The sequence below is a fragment of the Bacillus cereus group sp. BcHK124 genome, from assembly GCF_027712065.1.
Taxonomy (GTDB): Bacteria; Bacillota; Bacilli; order Bacillales; family Bacillaceae_G; genus Bacillus_A; species Bacillus_A pacificus.
This window is the reverse complement of the sequence record NZ_JAQFPJ010000012.1, coordinates 119061-140357: the sequence shown is the minus strand read 5'-3', so window position 1 is coordinate 140357 and position 21297 is coordinate 119061. Positions and strand designations below refer to the sequence as shown.

Genomic DNA, 21297 nt, shown 5'->3' with positions numbered 1-21297 from the left:
TTGCTTCGAGCGAGAGAGCGAAATGACCGGAGATTCTAGCCGCTGGAGCTGGATATTACTTAAAAGCGGAGGCGGCTTGCTCAGAATCGCAGGGCATTGGAGCTCTCGACCTTGAAGCGCTTTTTGCTTCGAGCGAGAGAGCGAAATGACCGGAGATTCTAGCCGCTGGAGCTGGATATTACTTAAAAGCGGAGGCGGCTCGTTTAGAGTCGCTTTTTTCTATGGAATGGTCGCGCGTATCAGTACATGAAATTTATACCAACGATTTTCCCTATATATCGACGATTTTTTCATTATATCGACGATTCGACATAGGATATCGACTTACCGAAAAATCACGACAAGATCTGCGTCCCTCTCCCCTACTTTCATCAATATATTACAATCTCTTTTATGTTAAAATATAGTAACATAGATTCAAAAAAAGCTTTTCCATATTCATCATTTACTACTTAAATGGCGGGAGTGGTTCAGTTGAAAGACTACTTAATTAGAGCATTTTTTGCGTTAATAACAGTTGGGATTGTCTTACTTATAGCTAATATTTTCAGCATACGTATCGAAGTGAAAGACTATGCTTTCCTCGTTGTAGTAGCAATTGGTGGCGGCTGGGGTGGCTGGTACTTGTATAAAAAACAAAATAATCAAAATGATAAAGGCATTCCAAAGTAATACGGAATGCCTTCTTTTTATTTCCGCCTATAATAAATAATGAAATTCAAACCGCTAATACAAACTATCCCAATAAACATATCAAACGACACCGAATCTCCACCTAAATTATACTCATCAACAATAAACCCAGACATAAACAACGTGATCGCCGAAACACCGATACACAATATCGAAATAAACCAAAGAGAAAATTCATTAATCAGCTCTTTCTTCTGTGTTGAAACAATTAGCATAACAAGAATAGATGCTGCTAAAATACTTTTAAAAACAGGACGTAAATACACAAACTCCTCCATCTATTTCTCCTTTTCCCAAAACATTATATCTCAACATTAACATATTTAACCAAATTAAAAACACATGCCTTTTGAAGATAAAGTGACATGTGTTTCCAATAATCTCTATACAATTGTATTATGATAACTGCTTCCACTTCGTTCCTAAAACAGGACGCTCGTAATTTTGTATTTCATGAATTAATTTATCGGCTGTCTCAGCTGAAACGATTAACTCTTTATTTGACGGATTCATAAATCCTTCTTCCGCTGCGCGTTCAACCATTTGCAAAATTGGTCCATAAAAATCTTTTATGTTCAATAAACCAACTGGCTTATTATGTATACCAATTTGTGACCAACATACTACTTCAAATAGCTCTTCAAACGTTCCGTATCCCCCCGGCAGTGCGATGAAAGCATCCGAAAGCTCTGCCATTTTCGCTTTACGTTCATGCATCGTTTCTACTTCAATTAATTCTGTTAACCCTGTATGAACGATTTCTCCTCGGAATAGACCGCGCGGCATAACACCTGTTACACGCCCGCCTAAACGAAGTACTTCATTTGCTACTTCTCCCATTAATCCAACGCAAGAACCACCGTATACAAGCTCATAATCGTTCTCAACAAACATTTTCCCTAACGCTATTGCCTGCTCTTTAAATTCTGGTCTCTCCCCTAAGTTGGAACCTGCAAACACACAAATCTTTCTCATCCTTACACCCCGAAACTATATATTGTTATGATACAATGAACATTGTACAACATATTGAGGGGATGAGAAAGAAATGGATATCGTTGCATTTCAAAGATGGGTTGAGGAATTTTACGAAAAACGAAGCTGGTCACAGTATAATGCCTTTATTCGCTTAAATTTCTTAACAGAGGAAGTTGGGGAAGTTTCACGCGTTGTTCGCGCAATCGAAATCGGTCGCGATCGTCCTGATGAAGACACTAAGACAGAAGAAGAGCTAAAACAAGAACTAAAAGAAGAACTTGGTGATGTACTATCTAATCTTATTATTCTTTCACAAAAATATGATTTAGATTTGCAAGACATTATGGACGCACACGTCACAAAGCTTTCGAAAAGGTTTGAAACATCCAAATGAGAATATTATCAATTGTGATATAATATTCTTGTCACAATACTAAGGGGGATTTTATGTTATCAAAAAAATTGCACGATGCACTAAACGATCAAATGAACTTTGAGTTTTACTCTGCCCACGCTTATATGGCAATGGCTGCTTACTGTACAGCCGAAAGCTATGATGGATTCGCTAACTTTTTCCTTGTACAAGCTGAAGAAGAACGTTTCCATGCGATGAAGCTTTACAACTATATTAATGACCGCGGTGAGCGTGCTATTATTACTGGATTTGATAATCCGAATAACGAATATGACTCTGTACTGAACGCTTTTGAAGTGGCACTTGAGCACGAGCGTGAAGTAACGAAACGTATTTACAACTTATCTGATATCGCTTGGGATGAGCGTGAACACGCAACAATTACATTCTTAAAATGGTTTGTCGATGAGCAAGTAGAAGAAGAAGCTTCATTCGATAGCATCATCCAAAAATTAAAACGTATTACAAGCGATTCAAACGCATTATTTATGTTAGATGCTGAATTAGAGAAACGTACATTTACGCCTCCAGCTGAGTAGTATTTCAATCACCTTAATGAATGGATTAAGGTGATTTTTTTATTTCTTCTCTCAGCTGAATAACCCTCGCCACATCTTTCTTATAAAACCTAGAAACCTTTTCAACAAAGTCACTATGAGTAAAAGTCCCATCGCCTTCTTCTACTATGCTCAAATATCCATGTGTCAATTTCAAAAATGCTCTAGCATCTTCTCCAGTTAATTGATCAATGTTATCTATAATCTCGTCAAACTCCTTTAAAATATCCTGTTCTTCCAACCTAATTCCCCTTCTCTGTATTATTTATCATACCAAAACAAAAAAAGTCGTTTATCCTCTAAGCGAGAGATAAACGACTTTTTTACTATTTATTAAAGCATAACCCCAACGATAACCGCTGATAATATACTTACTAACGTTGCACCGTATACAAGTTTTAAGCCGAATGATGATACAACGTTTGCTTGTTTGCCATCGATACTCTTCGTTGCACCTGCGATAATTCCGATTGATGAGAAGTTCGCAAATGATACAAGGAAGATAGATAAAATACCTACTGTACGAGCTGATAAATCACCAGCTACTTTACCAAGGTCAAGCATTGCAACGAATTCGTTCGTTACTAATTTCGTTGCCATAATTTGTCCTGCTGTTAGCATCTCTGATGTTGGGATACCCATTACGAATGCTAATGGTGAGAAAATGTATCCTAAAATGCTTTGGAATGTGATTCCGAAAATTGAATCGAACACACCGTTAATTGCTGTAATTAATGCTACGAAACCAATTAACATCGCCGCTACTGTTACAGCGATAGAGAAACCAAGCATAATATATTCGCCTAACATTTCAAAGAATGTTTGCTTTTTATCTTCTTGTAATTCTAAAATGTCGTCTTCTTCTTTCACGTCATATGGATTAATAATATGAACGATAATGAATCCACTAAATAAGTTTAATACAAGTGCCGTTACTACATATTTTGGATCAATCATTTTCATATAAGAACCGACAATTGACATCGATACTGTAGACATGGAAGATGCACAAAGTGTGTATAAACGATTTTTCGGTAATTTGCTTAATTGATCTTTTACTGTAATGAATACTTCCCCTTGACCAACAATCGCAGCTGCTACTGCATTATATGATTCTAGTTTTCCTAAACCGTTCACTTTACTTAATAGGAAACCGACTGCACGAATGATAATCGGTAAAATTTTAATATGTTGTAAGATCCCAATTAATACTGCTAAGAAAATGATTGGTAATAATACCGTTAAGAAGAATGGTGCTTGTCCATCATTTGCTAGACCACCAAATACGAAATTAACCCCTGCTTCCGCAAATTTTAAAATAGCGCCAAACCCATCTGCAATCCCTTTTACTAATACAAATCCGACCTTTGTATTCAGTAAGAAATATGCAAGTACCAATTGAATGACAAGCATAAGTGCAATTGGTTTATATTTAATTTTCTTACGATCTGAACTGATAAGGAAACCTAGTACAAATACTACAAGTAAACCGACTAGAAACATTACTATTTTCATATGTGAATCCTCCACTTCTCCCACGAGTTATTGGTCGTATAACGTATAACGTATAACGAATGACGTCTGACCATTGATGTTAAAAAAATTTAAAACCCCTAAATACTATTCAACTGTTATCTAAAATCAGTAAGCGTTTACATAAATTGCAATTTATTAAAGGTAGCCTCTTCTCTCCTACCATACTTGAAAGTCTGAAATTGATACCACCTACAAATCAAATTGTAAGCGTTATCTAACTGAAAAGCAATATAAATTTAAAAAGATTTTTATATGTTAATATATTCCTAATTAATTGGTTTTTCTATGCAAATTTACCATAAAAAAAATAGCCCTAGCTATGAGCTAGGACCATCTTTTTTATAACATAACACCAACGATAATCGCTGATAAAATACTTACTAATGTCGCACCGTACACAAGGCGTAAACCGAATGATGATACAACATTTGATTGATTTTCATCGATACCTTTCGTTGCACCTGCGATAATTCCGATTGATGAGAAGTTCGCAAATGATACAAGAAATACAGAAAGAATACCAACTGTACGAGCTGATAAATCACCAGCTACTTTTCCAAGATCAAGCATCGCAACAAACTCGTTTGATACTAATTTCGTTGCCATAATTTGTCCCGCTGTTACCATCTCTGCTTGCGGGATACCCATTACGAATGCTAATGGCGAGAAAATGTATCCTAAAATAGCTTGGAATGTAATACCGAAAACTGAATCAAACAAGCTATTGATTGCTGTAATTAATGCTACGAAACCAAGTAACATCGCTGCTACTGTAATCGCGATTGTGAAACCAAGCATAATATATTCACTTAACATTTCAAAGAATGACTGTTTTTTCTTATTTTCTAATTTCAGTGTATCTTCTTCTTCTGTAATATCGTACGGGTTAATAATATGAATAATAATGAAACCACTAAATAAATTTAATACAAGTGCTGTCACTACATATTTTGGTTCGATCATTTTCATGTAAGAACCGACGATTGACATCGATACTGTTGACATAGAAGATGCACATAATGTATATAAACGGTGTTTTGGGATTTTACTTAATTGATCTTTTACTGTAATAAATACTTCTGCTTGCCCAACAATGGCAGCTGCTACTGCGTTATATGATTCTAATTTTCCTAAACCATTTACTTTACTTAACAAAGTACCAATAGCACGAATAAATATCGGTAAAATTTTAAAGTGCTGCAGAATTCCAATTAAAACGGCAAAGAATACGATTGGCAATAACGCTGTTAAGAAGAATGAAACCTCTCCTTTATTAACAAGACCACCAAATACGAAAACGATTCCAGCTTCCGCATATCCAAGAAGTGCGCCAAATCCATCTGAAATTCCTTTTACTAAAATATAACCAATTTGCGTATTTAATAAGAAATAAGATAATGCTAGCTGAATAATAAGCATAATTGCGATTGGTTTATACTTAATCTTCTTTCGATCGGAGCTTATAAGAAAACCGAGTACAAATACAACGAGTAATCCTACAAGAAACATAACAAACTTCATTAATAAAATCCTCCATTTAACTCTTCATTAACGTTGAACGTCTGACCACTAAAAACAAGAAATAATCCGAACTTTCCATTTCTCCTCCAAAATCTTCAATCGGATAAGAAAAATCATACAACCTCTTGTTTCAAAGGCATTTTCCATTCTAACATAAATCACAACTCATATCCGCACTTTTCTTTAAAAAATTACATTTTATTAAGAAACATTCATTAATGTTCGTCTTTTACTTCTTGCAAAGATTTAGATAAAATAAAAAAATGGGCATCAAGTTTCACTTGATACCCATTTCCTTATACCGCTTTTTCTTTATCTGCTACTTGCTCTTCCCAGCACTCTGTATTTTTCAGGCCTGGAATTGAATTCGCATAGAAGACTGGATCTTTTCCTTGTTTCTTTTGCTTTACGTAATCTGATAACGCTGCAAAAGCATACTTAGAAAGGAATACGATTGCAACTAAGTTAATAACAGCCATAATACCCATGAATAGATCTGCTACATCCCAAACGATTTGAATTGTTGCGACAGACCCTAACATAACCATACCAAGTACAGCAATGCGGTAAGCTGTTAATAGCACTTTACTTCCATTTAAGAATTCAATATTCGTTTCACCATAGTAGTAGTTACCTACTAATGAACTAAATGCAAACAAGAAGATTGCAACTGCTACAAATATAGATGCCCATGGTCCGATATGTTGACTTAATGCTTGTTGCGTTAATTGAATACCATTTAAATCAGCTGCATTATGCACATCTGATAAAAGAATGATAAATGCTGTACAACTACAAATTAATAATGTATCTGTAAATACCCCTAAAGTTTGAATGAAACCTTGTTTAACTGGGTGCGTTACATTTGCAGTCGCAGCTGCGTTCGGCGCACTACCCATACCTGCTTCATTTGAGAATAATCCGCGTTTTACCCCTAATAAAATCGCAGCACCTAATCCTCCACCTACTACTTCTTTAATTCCGAAAGCATGTAAGAAAATTTCTTTAAATACATACGGAATTGCCGTAATGTTTGTTACAACAACGAATAATGCTACTGCTACATAAATAATCGCCATCACTGGAACAATCATTTCAACCGCGCGTGCAATTCGCTTTACTCCGCCAAAAATAATAACTGCAAGTAAACCAGCCATTACAAGACCTACTAATCTACTATCTGTTTTGAATGCCCCATCAAAAGCAGCTGCTACAGTATTAGATTGTACAGCGTTAAAAATTAATCCGAAACTTACTGTTATTAATACAGAGAAAATAGCTCCAAGCCAGCGCTTATTTAAACCCTTTTCCATATAATACGCTGGACCACCACGGAACGTATTCCCATCTTTCACTTTATAAATTTGCGCTAATGTGCTCTCGACAAATGCAGAAGCACCCCCAATTACCGCGATTAACCACATCCAAAATACTGCTCCTGGACCACCTGCTGAAATTGCAATAGCTACACCAGCTAAGTTACCAGTACCTACACGAGAAGCTGTACTCATACAAAAAGCCTGGAATGATGATACACCACTCTTCTCTTTTTGTGCTTTCCTCGTTTTCGAACTCGCCCCATCCCCAAGCAATCGAATCATTTCACCGAAGTAACGAACTTGGACAAATTTCACACGAAATGAAAAGTAAAGTCCTAACCCAATTAACATCGCAATAATGATATATGACCAAAGGACATTATTTATATCCCCAATTACCTTAGCTAAAAAATCCATAATTGCATTGCCCCCTCTTCCTAACAATAAGAAAATTATATTCTAAAAACTCTTAGTAATCAAGAATTTTATGTTAGGTTTTCTAACATAAGTAAGTTAACTTACTTAACACATGTGTTTTTTTACGTAAAATTATAACTAGTACGCGCATTTATCCAATACTAAATCACTCATCTCATTCGACTAGTCATACTTTTAAGGCAGTGCGTTCTCTACAAATAAAGAGAATAATGAACAAACAAAATTATATTAATAATTCACCCTCACCCTTTTCATCCTTTACTACAACAAAAAAGGCGAGCATCGAATTCAACTCGATGCTCGCCTTTTCATTTACACTGCTTTTTCTTTATCCGTTACCGCTGACTTATCCCAACACTCTGTATTCGTTAAACCAGGAATAGAATCTGCACGGAAGACTGGATCTTTTCCTTGTTTCTTTTGCCTTACATAGTCTGCCAATGCCGCATACGCAAATCGGCCAAGAAGTGTAATCGCAATTAAGTTTGTGATTACCATTAGACCCATAAATAAGTCTGCCATATTCCATACAACTTGAAGCGTCGCAACAGAACCGAATAATACCATTCCCACTACCGCAATACGGTAAATTGTTAACCAAGTTTTACTTTGTTTAATGAATTCAATATTCGTTTCACCATAATAGTAGTTTCCTAAAAGTGAACTAAACGCAAATAAGAAAATAATAATCGCTAAGAAGCTACTTGCCCATGGGCCGATTTGTGAACTTAATGCATTTTGTGTTAGTTCAATACCTTCTAAATTCGTTGCTTTATATGCACCAGAACATAGTACGATAAATGCTGTTGATGTACATACTAAGAATGTATCTACTAATACGCCAATTGTTTGAATAAAACCTTGTTTTGCTGGATGCGTTACATCAGCTGTTGCTGCCGCGTTCGGCGCACTACCCATACCTGCTTCGTTCGCAAATAATCCGCGCTGAATACCATATTTCATCGCAGCACCGATACCGCCACCTACAGCTGAATCTAAGCCGAATGCACCTTTAAAGATTTCTGTAAACACATCTGGTATTAAATAGAAGTTTTTAATGACAACGAAAATAGCTACCGCAATATAAATAAGCGCCATTGGCGGAACAATCATTTCCGACATACGTGCGATACTTTTTACACCACCAAAAATAATAACTGCAACTAATGCAGCCAATACAATCCCAACAATATAACGTTCTAAACCAAATGCATTTTTAAACGCTAATGTAACTGTATTTGCTTGTACTGAGTTGAAAATTAAACCGTAACTAACTGTAATAAGGATAGAAAACCAAATTCCCATCCAACGTTTATTTAAACCTTTTTCCATATAATAAGCAGGACCACCACGGAAGCCACTGCCATCTTTTACTTTATAAATTTGGGCAAGCGTACTTTCTACAAAACTTGAAGACGCCCCAATAATCGCAATAACCCACATCCAAAATACTGCTCCAGGTCCTCCCATAGAAATCGCTAAAGCTACACCGGCTAAGTTCCCGATTCCAATACGAGCTGCTGAACTCATACAAAACGCTTGGAAAGAAGATACACTACCTTTTTTACGTGTCTTTCCAGTTAATCCATCACTCATTAATCGAACCATTTCCCCTAAATGAGTGATTTGTACAAATTTCAATTTAATAGAAAAATAAAGACCTAAACCAATTAACATTGCAATAAGAATATATGACCAAAGAATTGTATTTGTTGATGAAATAAATTGCTCTAAAATATTCATACAATTAACCCCCTCCTTTTCTCCATAAAACGAATTATATTTAAAAAACATTCAAAAATCAACATTTTTCGACAATTTGCAATTTCCAAATATTAGACAGTCTTGCAGTAAAAATATCTCTATGACTGTTCTCCCTCTAACTGTGCATACTAAAACAAAAAATAATTCACAAACAAACCTATTGACAAAAATAACACACTGTAACTATAATGATTACATCAGGTTGTAACAAACCTAATTACAACAAATTCATTTACTTTCAGATATACACTTTAACAAAACACTTTGGAGGGATTTATTATGAAAATCGGAATTATCGGAGCAACTGGTAAAGCAGGAAGTCGCATTTTAAAAGAAGCATTAGATCGCGGACATGAAGTAACTGCAATCGTAAGAAACGCTGCAAAAATTACAGAAGAAAATGTAAAAGTTTTAGAGAAAGATGTATTCTCTCTTACATCTAACGACCTACAAGCATTCGATGTAGTTGTAAATGCATTCGGTGCTCCAGCAGGCGAAGAACACCTTCACGTAGATGCAGGAAATGTACTAATTGAAGCTATGAAAGGTGCACCTAACACAAAATTACTTGTAGTTGGCGGCGCTGGAAGCTTATTTGTAGACGAAGAGAAAACAACACGTGTATTTGATACACCAGGTTTCCCGAAAGAATACCTTGCAACTGCTCAAAACCAAGGTAAAAACTTAGAAATTTTACAACAAACAAATGACATCACTTGGACATTCATCAGCCCTTCTGCACTATTTGCATTAGGAAAACGCACAGGCTCTTATACAGCTGGTAAAGACAACCTTCTTGTTAACGCAAAAGGTGATAGCTACGTAAGTTACGAAGACTTCGCAGTCGCAGCACTTGATGAAATTGAAAATCCAAAACACGTAAACGAACGCTTCACAGTTGTTTCTGAGGCTGAATAATAAGAAAAGCTCGTAAAACGTTATGTTTTACGAGCTTTTTTTATTATTGCACTTGTTCTAAACCACTTGGAGTAATTTTGAAGGAAATTTCTTTAAACTTTTTCTTATCTCCTTTTCCAACGAACTCACTATTTTTGTACCAGCTTAAACGATCTGATTCGGCATGATACACTTTTACTACATCACCATACTCAAACACCATACCATTTACTTGTTCCGCAAAATTCTGCGACGTTTCTTGCCCTTCTGCTGTTACATGTTTTTTCTCTTTTCCATTTCCATCATAAATCGTAAGACCTATATACTGTTCATTTACAAAACGATAATGAATTGTATCATTTGTAAATGTTGCATGTAATTTCTTTTCATCATGATTTAACGTAACAATCGAACGCGTTACATTGGACACACCTTGATATACTATACTATCTCCATATGTAACTTCTACAGGAACTTCTGTCACTTTCTTATTTCCAAAGCGATCTTTCGTTTCTACTTTCGCCGTTTGTTTACTAATCTTCGATGTATCTAGCATCCCTACAAAACCTACTACTTCTCCACCTTTTACTTCAACAAACTTCTTCGCATCTAATGTTTCACTGTTTGTTCCGATTACCACTTTTTGTGGCAAAGCTTTTACTTCTTGCTGCGCTCCCATTTGTTCAAAACCGTGCGCTGTCACTTTAAAGAACACTTCGTTAACACCATACTTCGCATCAACGAATTCATTCTTTTTATACACTTTAAAACGATCAAATTCTTTTTGATAAATTTTTACTATATCACCATATTCAAAAGCCATACCGTTGAATTGTGCTGCAAATTCTTTTGTATTTTCAGATGCTCTTACTGATAAAGCTTTCTTTTCTTTTCCATCTTTATCATATACAGTCATTCCCATATACTTCTCATCTGCAAATGAAGTATGCATTGGACCTTCTGAATCTGTTGTACTGAATTTCTTTTCTTCATGATTTAATGTAACAATCGATTTAATATTCGTTCCGTCGTGCCATGTACCGAAGAACATAATGCTATCTCCGTAAATCACTTCTACAGGAACTTCTGTTATTTGCCTATTTCCGAAACGATCTTTCGTCTCTACTTTTACTGTTTGTTTTCCGATTTTAGTTGTATCTGGTTTCTCCGCAAATCCAACTACTTCTCCGCCCTTTACTTCAACAAAGTTTTTCGCATCTAGCTTTTCAATTTCTGTTCCAACTACTACTTGTTGCGGTTTCGCTGTTACTTCTTGCAACATATCCATTCTCTCAAAGCCTGTTTCTCTCACTTTGAAGAATAATTCTTTTGCCCCTTTTTTCTCACCTTGACCAGTAAGATTGTTATTTTGATACCATTTCAAACGGTCTGGTTCTGCGTGGAATACTTTCACTACATCTCCATACTCGAACTGCATACCATTCACTTGCTTCGCAAAGTTCTTTGAAGTTTCTTGCCCTTCTGCCGTTACATGTTTTTTCTCTTTTCCTGCTCCATCATATAACGTGATTCCCATGTATAGCTCTTTATTAAAATATTTATGGATTTGACTATCCATATCAGTCGCATGGAATTTCCTATCATCATGCTTTAACGTTACGATTGAAGCAATATCATTGTCATATCCCACATATGCAATACTATCTCCATACGTCACTTCTAATGGTACTTCTGTCACTTTCTTATTTCCAAAACGATTCTTCGTCTCTACTTTTACTTTTTGTTCACCGATTTTTGTTGTAATTGGTTTCTCTACAAAACCAATTACTTCTCCATCTTTCACTTCAACAAAAGCTTTTGGATCTAACTTTTCAACATCTGTTCCGACTACTACTTGTTGCGGTTTCGCTGTTACTTCTTGCAACATATCCATTCTCTCAAAGCCTTTTTCTGTCACTTTGAAGAATAGTTCTTTTGCCCCTTTTTTCTCACCTTGACCAGTAAGGTTATTATTTTGATACCATTTCAAGCGATTCGGTTCTGCGTGGAATACTTTCACTACATCTCCATACTCGAACTGCATACCATTCACTTGCTTCGCAAAGTTCTCTGATGTTTCTTGTCCCTCTGCTGTTACATGTTTTTTCTCTTTTCCTTCTCCATCGTATAACGTGATCCCCATGTATAGCTCTTTATTAAAATACTCATGAATTTCGCTATCCATATCAGTTGCATGAAATCTCTTCTCTTCGTGCTTTAAAGTTACGATTGAAGCAATATCATCGCCATATCCTGCATATGCAATACTATCTCCATAAACCACTTCTACCGGAACTTCTGTTACTTGCTTATTTCCAAAACGATCTTTCGTTTCTACTTTTGCTGTTTGTTTTCCGATTTTCGTTGTAGTTGGTTTTTCTACAAAGCCAATTACCTCTCCGTCTTTCACTTCAATAAAGTTTTTCGCTTCTAGCTTTTCTACTTCTGTTCCGACTACTACTGTTTGTGGCTTTGCTGTTACTACTTGCAATGATTTTACTCTTTCAAATCCATTTTCAGTAATTTTGAAGAATAATTCTTTTATTTCTTTATTTTTCCCTTCTCCCACATATAAACCTTTTTGATACCAATGTAAACGTGAAGACTCTGCATGATATACTTTCACCACATCACCATATTCAAATGCTAACCCATTTAATTCCTTGGCAAAAGCTTCTGTATTCTCCAAGCCTTTTACCGCTACATTTTTCTTCTCTCTTCCTTCTTTATCGTACAGCGTGAACTCAAAATACTTTTCATCTTTAAAGTAATCGTGAATTAAATTTTTTGTATCTGTTGCACTAAATGTTTTCGTACCATGATGTAGAGTTACGGTTGACTTCAAGTCTCCCCCCCCGGTATAGTTCAATCCATATACAAGTAGGCTATCCCCATATCCAACATTCACTACAACTGGAATGAAATTCTTATTTCCTTTTCCATCTACAATTTCTACTTTTACAGTTTTTTCTCCAACTTCAGGCTTATCTTGCATAATCACACCTGTTGTCTTTACACCTTCTCCTAAATTCTGTACAAGTTCCTTTGCTTTTTCCTCATCATATGTAGTACCAATTACTATATTTTGTATTTTTTCATTATTTGGCTCGCCATATGGAGCTTCGTATAACTCAATTTGTTTTTCACGAATTGGATTACTATCTGTAGATAACCAAATTTCTTTTTCTAATTTTGGTAAATTTAATTTTTCAATTTTTTCTCTTGTAGCATCATTTGCACTTAATCCCCATTTATCAAAGAAAGGAATTAAATTTTGTCCTGCCACTTTTGACGTCATATAAATAAACATCTGCTTTTTCTCTTCATCCGATTTAGGCAGTTCTGTATCATGTAACAAACGATACATTTGATGTAAATTTGGATAGAATTGATCCCCATAGGCTAAATGCAACTGCCAAAACATAACTAATTTCTCAAATTCATTCATCTTTTCTTGTGCATCCGGTTTACCTAAATAAGCAAATGCAGCTTCATAGCGCCCCTCTTGCTCTAACCTTGTTTTATGCCCGAATGTAGTTTGAACTGCCAAAGAATAAATATTAACGGTTACTTCTCCAAGTCCATCCCATAACCAAGTGTCTTGTTGATGTTGATGTCCAACTTCATGCCAAGGCCCCCATCCATCATTAGTTAACTCTTCTAGATTTAGTACTGACTCTAAATTGCCTTTACTATAAGCTGTTCGATAATAAGTCGCATACATATAATCGTCTGTATACCAGTCTTCAACAAAATGAATGGAATGTTTACCTTGATTCGCAACACCCGCACCATCTTTTGATAAACCTGATATCTTATGTTCTATATTAATTATTTCATCGTGCTTCTTTAATAGCGCAGCTGGATCTTCTTGCTTCAAATGTTCCGCCACAGTTTCAGGATGCATAGTTAATAAACTATTTTCTCCCTTCATTTCTATTGCATATGGATCAGGGTTTTCTGCCAACATACGCTTCCAATCTTTTGTCGTATGCTTTCCTAAAATAAATAAAGGATTTGGTGTACCACCTTTTTTCACTTTAGCGACTACTTCTCCTGTGTTGTGATAATTGTAAAAGTATAATAGTCCCCCATTTGAAGAAGAAATTTTATTCTCACCAGGATGTAAATTGAATTGTTTAGGTTCTTCCTTTTCATAAGAATATGTACCAATATAAGCTTTAATCTGTTGAGTCCCTTCTACTTGAATAACTACTTCTTCATCTGGCTTTACATAAATGCCCGTTGGTTCATAAGGAGAAAAACTCATTCCACGCTGATGCAACTCACGCATCCCTTCTACATCACCTTTTGGCAGCAATTGGTACACTCGCTCTTCTTGCTGTTTCTCCTTGTCTTCAACTGCCATCTCTGCATACACCTTAGGTAATTCAAGTCCATATGGCGTTAACAACGTAGCTAAACAAACACCAGCTACCAATACCCTACTCTTTTTCTTCTTCGACATAATCTGTGTCCCCTATTCCTTTATTTAGAGAAACTATCCTATATATATCCATTCAATAAAAAATCCTATTATTTTTATAAAAACATTTAATGAATAGACGAACACCTCGCGCACCTGTATCTATTACTACCGCATTTCCCTCCATGTATTCGCTTTCTTACATTGTAAAATTTTTATGTAATATGCCCTCCTCACTTCTCTCTATTTGTGATGAGTTCTCTTTGTACATAAAAAGAGAATAGTAAAAGATACACTTTAGTATTGTCATCTATACATCTAAAAATAAAAACAGCAATAGAATCTTACATTTTCTTCATATATGACCATCTATAGGTAGTTTTTCCAACTGAATTGTACACGCTTTACATTTTGTTTGATAGACTTTTCAATTAGAATAATGTTACAATTTTGTGAATTTAATCTATTAATCGTAATGTTTAGATTTTATTATATTTTGTTATTTTTAGATAGTTTTTCTACTATTAGAACAGTGTTTTATACAGCTAATAATTATTTTAATATAACTTTAAAGTTCATATATAAAAAGCATTGGTTAATACCAATGCTTTCATCCTTACCTTTTATATTGATTCGGTTTATGCGGTTCGTTTGGAGTATGTGGTTTATTATTATCATGACCATTTCCTTTTTTCCAGCTCACCGATAACTCAGGACTTGTTTTTTCCTCACTACGCTCAAGTAATACGACTGCATTTTGAATTGTCGGTGTACCTTTATGCGCAATGCCTTGTAGTTTCGTTAAATTTCCTATTACTTTAAAGCTGAATCCACCAGCTGGTGTTTGTTTTGGAATTAAAATGCGGAACTTTTCTCCTACATTAAATTCCGTTTTTGCTTCGCCTTTTTCATTTACAAATTTGGCTCCCGCTGGTGCACCTGTTGCTTGCACTTTATACGTTCCGCTTTTTGCATTTGTTTCTACTGTATATAAACCTGTTTCAAAGAAATCATTTTTCAATACTGCTTCTTGTTCTTCTGTTGGTACGACACTCATCGTAATTTCTTGTAACTCTTCACTAGCGCTTGCTTTTGCAACGATATCTTTCGTTACCTTTTCTACATTTTTATTACGGAAATCTAAATCATTAATATCAATTTGTTTTAACGCATTCCATACTGCAAGCTGCGTTGCATAATGAGCTTCTCTCCAATCAGAAACACCTAATTCTTGCGGGCTCTTTTGTGGATATCCATTTAATAATACACGGTATACGTTAATATCCACTTTCCCCATTTCCGGTAAATCTTGACCGCTTGGAGATTTTAAATCTACATTTAAGCAAAAAGCAATTTTGCCATCTGCCGTTTTAATAAGCTCTGTTCGGATTGGTTTCTTCTTAGACTTACTGTAACTCCAATCCATTTGATACTTTGTATGGTCCATGACTTCTGCAAATGCTTTTTGAAGCGGGAATAACACAAATAAAACACTTAAAAACATAACTAAAAGTTTGAACGATTGCTTTATATTCATGTTTACAGCCCCTTATAACAAACTTGATACTAAGTAGTATTTATTTAGAAACTATTTTTATGCAAAAAAAGAGTGCTTTTACGCACTCTTCTTTCTTACCCTAATCTTAGAAATCGAAGTTATCAGGATCTGGACCCACGCGGTGATTTTGGTTTAACGCATCGATTTTTTCCATATCTTCTTTCGTTAATTCAAAGTTAAATACATCAGCGTTTGCAATAATACGGTGTTCTTTCGTTGATTTTGGAATTGTAATTACTCCATTTTGAAGATCCCAACGTAAAATAACTTGAGCTGTCGTTTTACCGTGTTTCTCCGCAATTGCTTGTAATGTTTCATTATCTAATAATTGCCCTTGCATTAATGGTGACCATGCTTCCATTTGAATACCTTGTTCTTTACAGAAAGCTTGTAGTTCTTTTTGTGTTAAACGAGGGTGGTATTCCACTTGGTTAATCATTGGTTTAATTTCTGCATCTTTCATTACATCTTGTAAGTGATGGATTTGGAAGTTACTTACGCCAATTGCACGTACGCGCTCTTCTTTATAAAGTGTTTCTAACGCTCTCCACGTATCTTTATATTTCCCTTCTACAGGCCAATGAACAAGATATAAATCTAAATAATCTAGCTCTAATTTTTTTAAGCTTTCTTCATATGCAGCAAGTGTCGTTTCATATCCTTGATCCGAATTCCACACTTTTGAAGTAATGAATAAATCTTCACGAGAAATGCCTGCTTCTTTTATACCTGCACGAATTCCTTCTCCTACTGCTTTCTCATTTCCATAAATTGCAGCTGTATCGATGCTGCGGTATCCTGCTTTAATCGCTGATTTTACAGCTTCTACAAGTTCTGGCCCATCTTCTACTTTAAATACGCCTAAACCAAACCAAGGCATTTCTACACCGTTATGCAATGTTGTTGTACTTTGTAAATTTTTCATTATATTTTCTCTCCTTCTATTTCACTTGATCTCTTTTTTCTAAAGTCATACTCCACGCCGTTAAAATAACAGCACCTACTACCATCACACCGCCTACCCAAGCTGTATGAATTAATCCTAACGAGTTCGTTACAATACCACCTAAATAAGCACCAAGAGCGATTCCAGCGTTAAATGCCGCAATGTTAATCGCGGATGCCACATCAACAGCGCTAGGTACAAATCGTTCAGCCAATATAACAACGTATACTTGTAGTCCTGGAACATTCATAAATGCGAATAGTCCCATAAAAATAATTGTGATGAATCCAGCGACTTGAAACGGCGCTGTAAATGTTAAAACAAATAATACAATTGCTTGAATAAAGAACATGTAAAATAACGCTCGAATCGGATTATGATTTGATAATTTTCCGCCGACCATATTTCCAATCGCAATTGCAATTCCGTACACTAACAAAATAATTGTAACGGTACTTGCTTTAAATCCTGTCACTTCTTGTAATAGCGGCGATAAATACGTAAATGTTACGAATGTTCCCCCGTACCCTAATGCAGTAATGATAAATACAAGTAATAGTCTTCCATTCGTAATCAGCTTAAACTGATCGCGAAATGATACAGACATACCTTTTTTTAAATTAGAAGGAATGAGCATACTGTTAGCGATTAAGGCAACGATTCCAATTGCCACAATTACCATAAACGATGCTCTCCATCCAAATTGCTGACCGATAAATGTTCCAATTGGCACACCTGTAATGGTCGCAACCGTTAAACCAGTAAACATAAATGCAATTGCACTCGCACGTTTATTCTCTGGTACAAGCGCAGCCGCAATTGTCGATCCTATCGACATAAAAACACCGTGCGCAAACGCAGATACAACCCTTGCGATAAGTAACACAGTAAAGCTTGTTGCCACCGCTGCAATTCCATTACCGATAATGAAAATAATCATGATCCACATTAATAACGTCTTTCGCGACATACTAGCTGTTACTGACGTTAATACCGGGGCACCGAACGCTACTCCTAAAGCATATAAAGAAACGGTTAAACCCGCTGTTGTAACAGAAACATGTAAATCTTCTGAAATAGATGGTAATAAACCGACACTAATAAACTCGGTCGTACCAATCCCGAACGCACTAATTGCTAGTGCTAATAAAGCAAACATACTTCTTCGATTCGTCTGAACTTCCGAAGATGGTACTGTATATGAACTCAATTGAATTCCTCCTTATTACAAGAAATCCAATCATAATAGTGCGATAAAAAGGCCCTTTTATCTTCTAAAAAATATATTTAATCTCTACAAATGCTATTATGAATGGTTTCATTCTTTTTTTGAAGAACGCACTTTAAAGTACGATAGGCACCAAAAAGTAACATAGTCACTTTTCAGTACCGTACTACTCATTTGCCTCTTACATGTGCTATTATGAAACATATTTAACATGATAAAAAGTACGTACTTTAAAGTGCTATAGGTACTAAAAAGTAACATTTATATGATTTAACTTATTTTACTCACAATGGGAGGGTTTCATATGAAGCAATACAATATTCCTGTAGAGGCAACTTTAGAAGTTATCGGCGGCAAATGGAAAGTTGTTATCCTTTGTCACTTAACGAAAGGTACAAAGAGAACGAGTGAATTAAAACGCTCAATGCCTGGTATTACACAAAAAATGTTAACACAACAATTACGTGAATTAGAAGACGACGGCGTTATTCAAAGAAAAGTATACAACCAAGTCCCACCAAAAGTAGAATATTCTCTTACTGATTACGGTTGGTCTTTAGAATCCATTCTTGATTCTCTTTGTTCTTGGGGCGAATGCCATCTTGAAAAAGAAGGTAAGACATCGATGCTAATTGCGGAAGGTGAATAATAGGAAAAAGGAAAAAACGAACATGAATTTGTTCATTTTTTCCTTTTTTTCTTATTATATATGTACATTTCTAACTGAAACAAAATATTTTATACGCTTTCATACCTTGTCAGTACTACGTTATACGCTCGATATGAAATAATTAGGAATCATTTTTATGTTAACATAGGTGTATATAGTATATAATATAGGATATATATTATATACACTTTCCGGTAACGGAGCTTTTCCATTATGCGGACAAGCCATATATCGGACAGTTCATAAATAATAAGTAAGACGTTATGGTTTTAGATTTATGTTTGCAGCTTACTTGCTGTCATAAATTTAAAAGCATTTTATTGTGTTTTGTGAAACTTTGTATAAAGTTTCGTAACCGTTTACTATCTTACTTATCAAAAATAAGAGTATTGCTATCGTAAAGGAGAATTGGAGATGCCAGAAACTATGACTCAAACAAAGCCAGAACAAGAAACTGTACAAATTTCTGCTAGCCAAGGACAACTTGATGTACTTGATCAGTTGTTAAAACCTGAGGTACAAGAATCATTAACAACACTAGTAGAACAGCTTCCAAAATTAACTGAGCTTGTTAACATTTTAACTAAGTCTTATGACTTCGCTCAAACTGTTGCTACTGATGAAGTATTAAAAAGCGACACTGTTGGTGCAATCACAGAGCTTGTAGAACCTGTAAAAGATACAGTGAAAAGCATGGCTGCAACTGCAATCGAAGCGAAAGACCGTGCTGACGAAAGCAACGAAGTTATCGGCCTATTCGGTCTTTTAAAATTACTAAAAGATCCACAAGCACAAAAAATGTTCCGCTTTGTGAACGCATATCTTCAAATTAGTGCAGAACGTAACAATAAATAAGTTAACTTATAACAACAATTAGTAAAGACGGGGGATATCATACTATGTCAAAACAAATTGTCATCTTAGGCGCTGGTTATGGCGGTCTTCTTGCCGCTTTAAACGTACGTAAATATTACAGCAAATCAGAAGCACAAGTTACAGTGATTAACCAATACCCAACACACCAAATCATCACTGAACTACACCGCCTTGCAGCTGGTAACGTGTCTGAGCAAGCAGTTGCAATGCCACTTACAAAGCTTTTCAAAGGTAAAGATATCGATCTTAAAATCGCAACAGTTGAGTCATTCTCAGTTGATAGCAAAGAAATCAAATTAGCTGGCGGCACTACTTTATCTTACGATGCACTTGTAGTTGCTTTAGGAAGTAAAACTGCTTACTTCGGTATTCCAGGACTAGAAGAAAACAGCATGGTATTAAAATCTGCTGCTGATGCAAACAAAATCTACAAACACGTTGAAGACCGTATTCGTGAATACGCGAAAACGAAAAACGAAGCTGATGCTACAATCGTAATCGGTGGTGGCGGATTAACTGGCGTTGAGCTAGTTGGTGAGCTTGCTGACATTATGCCTAAACTTGCAAAAAGCCACGGCGTAAATCCAAAAGAAGTTAAACTTCTTCTTGTTGAAGCAGGTCCAAAAATCCTTCCAGTATTACCAGACCACTTAATCGAACGTGCAACTACTAGCCTAGAAGCACGCGGCGTTACATTCTTAACTGGTCTTCCTGTAACAAACGTTGCTGGCAATGAAATTGACTTAAAAGACGGTCAAAAACTTGTTGCTAACACATTCGTTTGGACGGGCGGCGTTCAAGGTAACCCACTAATCGGTGAATCAGGTCTTGAAGTAAACCGTGGTCGTGCAACAGTTGATGCATACCTACAATCTACTTCTCACAAAAACGTATTCGTTGCTGGAGACAGCGCTGTTGTCTTCGCTCCAGACGGACGTCCATACCCACCAACTGCACAAATCGCTTGGCAAATGGGTGAGTTAATTGGATACAACTTATACGCAGCACTAGAAGGCAAAGCATTCGAAGAGTTCGCACCTGTAAACTCTGGAACACTTGCTAGTCTAGGACGTAAAGATGCTGTTGCTACAATCGGAGCAAGCAATACTCCACTTAAAGGCTTACCAGCATCATTAATGAAAGAAGCAAGTAACGTTCGTTACTTATCGCACATTAAAGGTCTATTCAGCTTAGCTTACTAATCTGAATATAAGCCCGAATCATGCCCTGCATGGTTCGGGCTATTTTTATCCCGCTTTAATGGGCGGTAAGACCCCCACTGATTAAAGTTTCACTTTATCCGTAATTTTCTCTAACTTATTTATTCGTCAAAAAAATGATATACCCTTTAAGTTTATCTAAATATACTGACTTTTTCACAATAAAAGCTGTCCCGTTTTGGAACAGCTTTTATTGTCACCTTTTGTCGGTAAATCGATATATTGAGAAAATCGCTGATATAATTCTAGTTACGG

18 protein-coding genes are annotated in these 21297 nt (G+C 35.8%); 7 read left to right on the top strand and 11 right to left on the bottom strand.

Annotated elements, in window-relative coordinates; genetic code table 11:
* Positions 1-474: 474 nt before the first annotated feature.
* Positions 475-672 (top strand): hypothetical protein, encoded by a 198-nt coding sequence (locus tag PDK19_RS18270; protein WP_014893421.1) that lies wholly within the window; start codon positions 475-477, stop codon positions 670-672.
* Between the two features lie 17 nt (positions 673-689).
* On the opposite strand, the gene PDK19_RS18265 is transcribed toward PDK19_RS18270, so the two are convergent.
* The gene (locus tag PDK19_RS18265) at positions 690-971 is read right to left on the bottom strand and encodes a hypothetical protein (protein WP_000390917.1); all 282 of its coding nucleotides are present in this window, start codon (positions 969-971) and stop codon (positions 690-692) included.
* 118 nt (positions 972-1089) lie between these two features.
* Positions 1090-1653: a TIGR00730 family Rossman fold protein gene (locus PDK19_RS18260; protein WP_029141228.1), complete on the bottom strand. Its 564-nt coding sequence runs from the start codon at positions 1651-1653 to the stop codon at positions 1090-1092.
* 88 nt (positions 1654-1741) lie between these two features.
* On the opposite strand from PDK19_RS18260, the gene PDK19_RS18255 reads away from it, so the two are divergent.
* Positions 1742-2065: a MazG nucleotide pyrophosphohydrolase domain-containing protein gene (locus tag PDK19_RS18255; RefSeq protein ID WP_000355754.1), complete on the top strand. Its 324-nt coding sequence runs from the start codon at positions 1742-1744 to the stop codon at positions 2063-2065.
* 53 nt (positions 2066-2118) lie between these two features.
* A complete protein-coding gene (locus PDK19_RS18250; protein WP_000949389.1) occupies positions 2119-2625 on the top strand; it encodes a ferritin in 507 nt (168 codons plus the stop codon).
* Positions 2626-2650: 25 nt separating this feature from the next.
* Here PDK19_RS18250 and PDK19_RS18245 read toward each other — a convergent pair whose 3' ends face one another.
* The 5 genes from PDK19_RS18245 to PDK19_RS18225 all read right to left on the bottom strand — a co-directional run bounded on the left by PDK19_RS18245 (position 2651) and on the right by PDK19_RS18225 (position 9200).
* Positions 2651-2884 (bottom strand): hypothetical protein, encoded by a 234-nt coding sequence (locus tag PDK19_RS18245; RefSeq protein WP_000392430.1) that lies wholly within the window; start codon positions 2882-2884, stop codon positions 2651-2653.
* Positions 2885-2976: 92 nt separating this feature from the next.
* Complete coding sequence (locus PDK19_RS18240; RefSeq protein ID WP_000706846.1) at positions 2977-4158, bottom strand: NupC/NupG family nucleoside CNT transporter; 1182 nt, start codon at positions 4156-4158, stop codon at positions 2977-2979.
* Between the two features lie 360 nt (positions 4159-4518).
* Positions 4519-5700: a NupC/NupG family nucleoside CNT transporter gene (locus tag PDK19_RS18235; RefSeq protein ID WP_000673860.1), complete on the bottom strand. Its 1182-nt coding sequence runs from the start codon at positions 5698-5700 to the stop codon at positions 4519-4521.
* Positions 5701-5996: 296 nt separating this feature from the next.
* Positions 5997-7436: an alanine/glycine:cation symporter family protein gene (locus PDK19_RS18230; protein WP_000346387.1), complete on the bottom strand. Its 1440-nt coding sequence runs from the start codon at positions 7434-7436 to the stop codon at positions 5997-5999.
* A 333-nt stretch (positions 7437-7769) separates the two neighbouring features.
* Entirely contained in the window at positions 7770-9200 is a 1431-nt protein-coding gene (locus PDK19_RS18225; RefSeq protein WP_001022933.1) for an alanine/glycine:cation symporter family protein, read from the bottom strand.
* 300 nt (positions 9201-9500) lie between these two features.
* Here PDK19_RS18225 and PDK19_RS18220 point away from each other — a divergent pair, with 300 nt between their 5' ends.
* On the top strand, positions 9501-10139 hold the full coding sequence (locus tag PDK19_RS18220) for an NAD(P)-dependent oxidoreductase (RefSeq protein ID WP_014893420.1): 639 nt from the start codon (positions 9501-9503) through the stop codon (positions 10137-10139).
* Positions 10140-10182: 43 nt separating this feature from the next.
* Here the strand turns inward: PDK19_RS18220 and PDK19_RS18215 are convergent, their stop codons facing one another.
* The 4 genes from PDK19_RS18215 to PDK19_RS18200 all read right to left on the bottom strand — a co-directional run bounded on the left by PDK19_RS18215 (position 10183) and on the right by PDK19_RS18200 (position 18207).
* Positions 10183-14586, bottom strand: coding sequence for a putative mucin/carbohydrate-binding domain-containing protein (locus PDK19_RS18215; protein WP_270707780.1), 4404 nt, complete (start codon positions 14584-14586; stop codon positions 10183-10185).
* Between the two features lie 574 nt (positions 14587-15160).
* A complete protein-coding gene (locus tag PDK19_RS18210; protein WP_001022551.1) occupies positions 15161-16081 on the bottom strand; it encodes a thioester domain-containing protein in 921 nt (306 codons plus the stop codon).
* 106 nt (positions 16082-16187) lie between these two features.
* Entirely contained in the window at positions 16188-17027 is an 840-nt protein-coding gene (locus tag PDK19_RS18205) for an aldo/keto reductase (RefSeq protein WP_000793576.1), read from the bottom strand.
* 16 nt (positions 17028-17043) lie between these two features.
* On the bottom strand, positions 17044-18207 hold the full coding sequence (locus PDK19_RS18200) for an MFS transporter (protein WP_270707788.1): 1164 nt from the start codon (positions 18205-18207) through the stop codon (positions 17044-17046).
* A gap of 373 nt (positions 18208-18580) precedes the next feature.
* Between PDK19_RS18200 and PDK19_RS18195 the strand changes: the two genes are divergently transcribed.
* From PDK19_RS18195 to PDK19_RS18185, 3 genes are all read left to right on the top strand, one after another.
* A complete protein-coding gene (locus tag PDK19_RS18195; RefSeq protein WP_000816344.1) occupies positions 18581-18925 on the top strand; it encodes a winged helix-turn-helix transcriptional regulator in 345 nt (114 codons plus the stop codon).
* Positions 18926-19360: 435 nt separating this feature from the next.
* Positions 19361-19801: a DUF1641 domain-containing protein gene (locus PDK19_RS18190; protein WP_001115309.1), complete on the top strand. Its 441-nt coding sequence runs from the start codon at positions 19361-19363 to the stop codon at positions 19799-19801.
* A 44-nt stretch (positions 19802-19845) separates the two neighbouring features.
* Positions 19846-21024: an NAD(P)/FAD-dependent oxidoreductase gene (locus tag PDK19_RS18185; protein WP_000043204.1), complete on the top strand. Its 1179-nt coding sequence runs from the start codon at positions 19846-19848 to the stop codon at positions 21022-21024.
* The last annotated feature ends 273 nt before the right edge of the window (positions 21025-21297 follow it).

Excerpts from the sequence above, each read along its gene's own strand:
- PDK19_RS18265 (WP_000390917.1), bottom strand. The coding sequence starts at position 971 with ATGGAGGAGTTTGTGTATTTACGTCCTGTTTTTAAAAGTATTTTAGCA.
- PDK19_RS18255 (WP_000355754.1), top strand. The coding sequence starts at position 1,742 with ATGGATATCGTTGCATTTCAAAGATGGGTTGAGGAATTTTACGAAAAA.
- PDK19_RS18250 (WP_000949389.1), top strand. The coding sequence starts at position 2,119 with ATGTTATCAAAAAAATTGCACGATGCACTAAACGATCAAATGAACTTT.
- PDK19_RS18240 (WP_000706846.1), bottom strand. The coding sequence starts at position 4,158 with ATGAAAATAGTAATGTTTCTAGTCGGTTTACTTGTAGTATTTGTACTA.
- PDK19_RS18235 (WP_000673860.1), bottom strand. The coding sequence starts at position 5,700 with ATGAAGTTTGTTATGTTTCTTGTAGGATTACTCGTTGTATTTGTACTC.
- PDK19_RS18230 (WP_000346387.1), bottom strand. The coding sequence starts at position 7,436 with ATGGATTTTTTAGCTAAGGTAATTGGGGATATAAATAATGTCCTTTGG.
- PDK19_RS18225 (WP_001022933.1), bottom strand. The coding sequence starts at position 9,200 with ATGAATATTTTAGAGCAATTTATTTCATCAACAAATACAATTCTTTGG.
- PDK19_RS18220 (WP_014893420.1), top strand. The coding sequence starts at position 9,501 with ATGAAAATCGGAATTATCGGAGCAACTGGTAAAGCAGGAAGTCGCATT.
- PDK19_RS18215 (WP_270707780.1), bottom strand. The coding sequence starts at position 14,586 with ATGTCGAAGAAGAAAAAGAGTAGGGTATTGGTAGCTGGTGTTTGTTTA.
- PDK19_RS18210 (WP_001022551.1), bottom strand. The coding sequence starts at position 16,081 with ATGAATATAAAGCAATCGTTCAAACTTTTAGTTATGTTTTTAAGTGTT.
- PDK19_RS18205 (WP_000793576.1), bottom strand. The coding sequence starts at position 17,027 with ATGAAAAATTTACAAAGTACAACAACATTGCATAACGGTGTAGAAATG.
- PDK19_RS18200 (WP_270707788.1), bottom strand. The coding sequence starts at position 18,207 with ATGTTTGCTTTATTAGCACTAGCAATTAGTGCGTTCGGGATTGGTACG.
- PDK19_RS18195 (WP_000816344.1), top strand. The coding sequence starts at position 18,581 with ATGAAGCAATACAATATTCCTGTAGAGGCAACTTTAGAAGTTATCGGC.
- PDK19_RS18190 (WP_001115309.1), top strand. The coding sequence starts at position 19,361 with ATGCCAGAAACTATGACTCAAACAAAGCCAGAACAAGAAACTGTACAA.
- PDK19_RS18185 (WP_000043204.1), top strand. The coding sequence starts at position 19,846 with ATGTCAAAACAAATTGTCATCTTAGGCGCTGGTTATGGCGGTCTTCTT.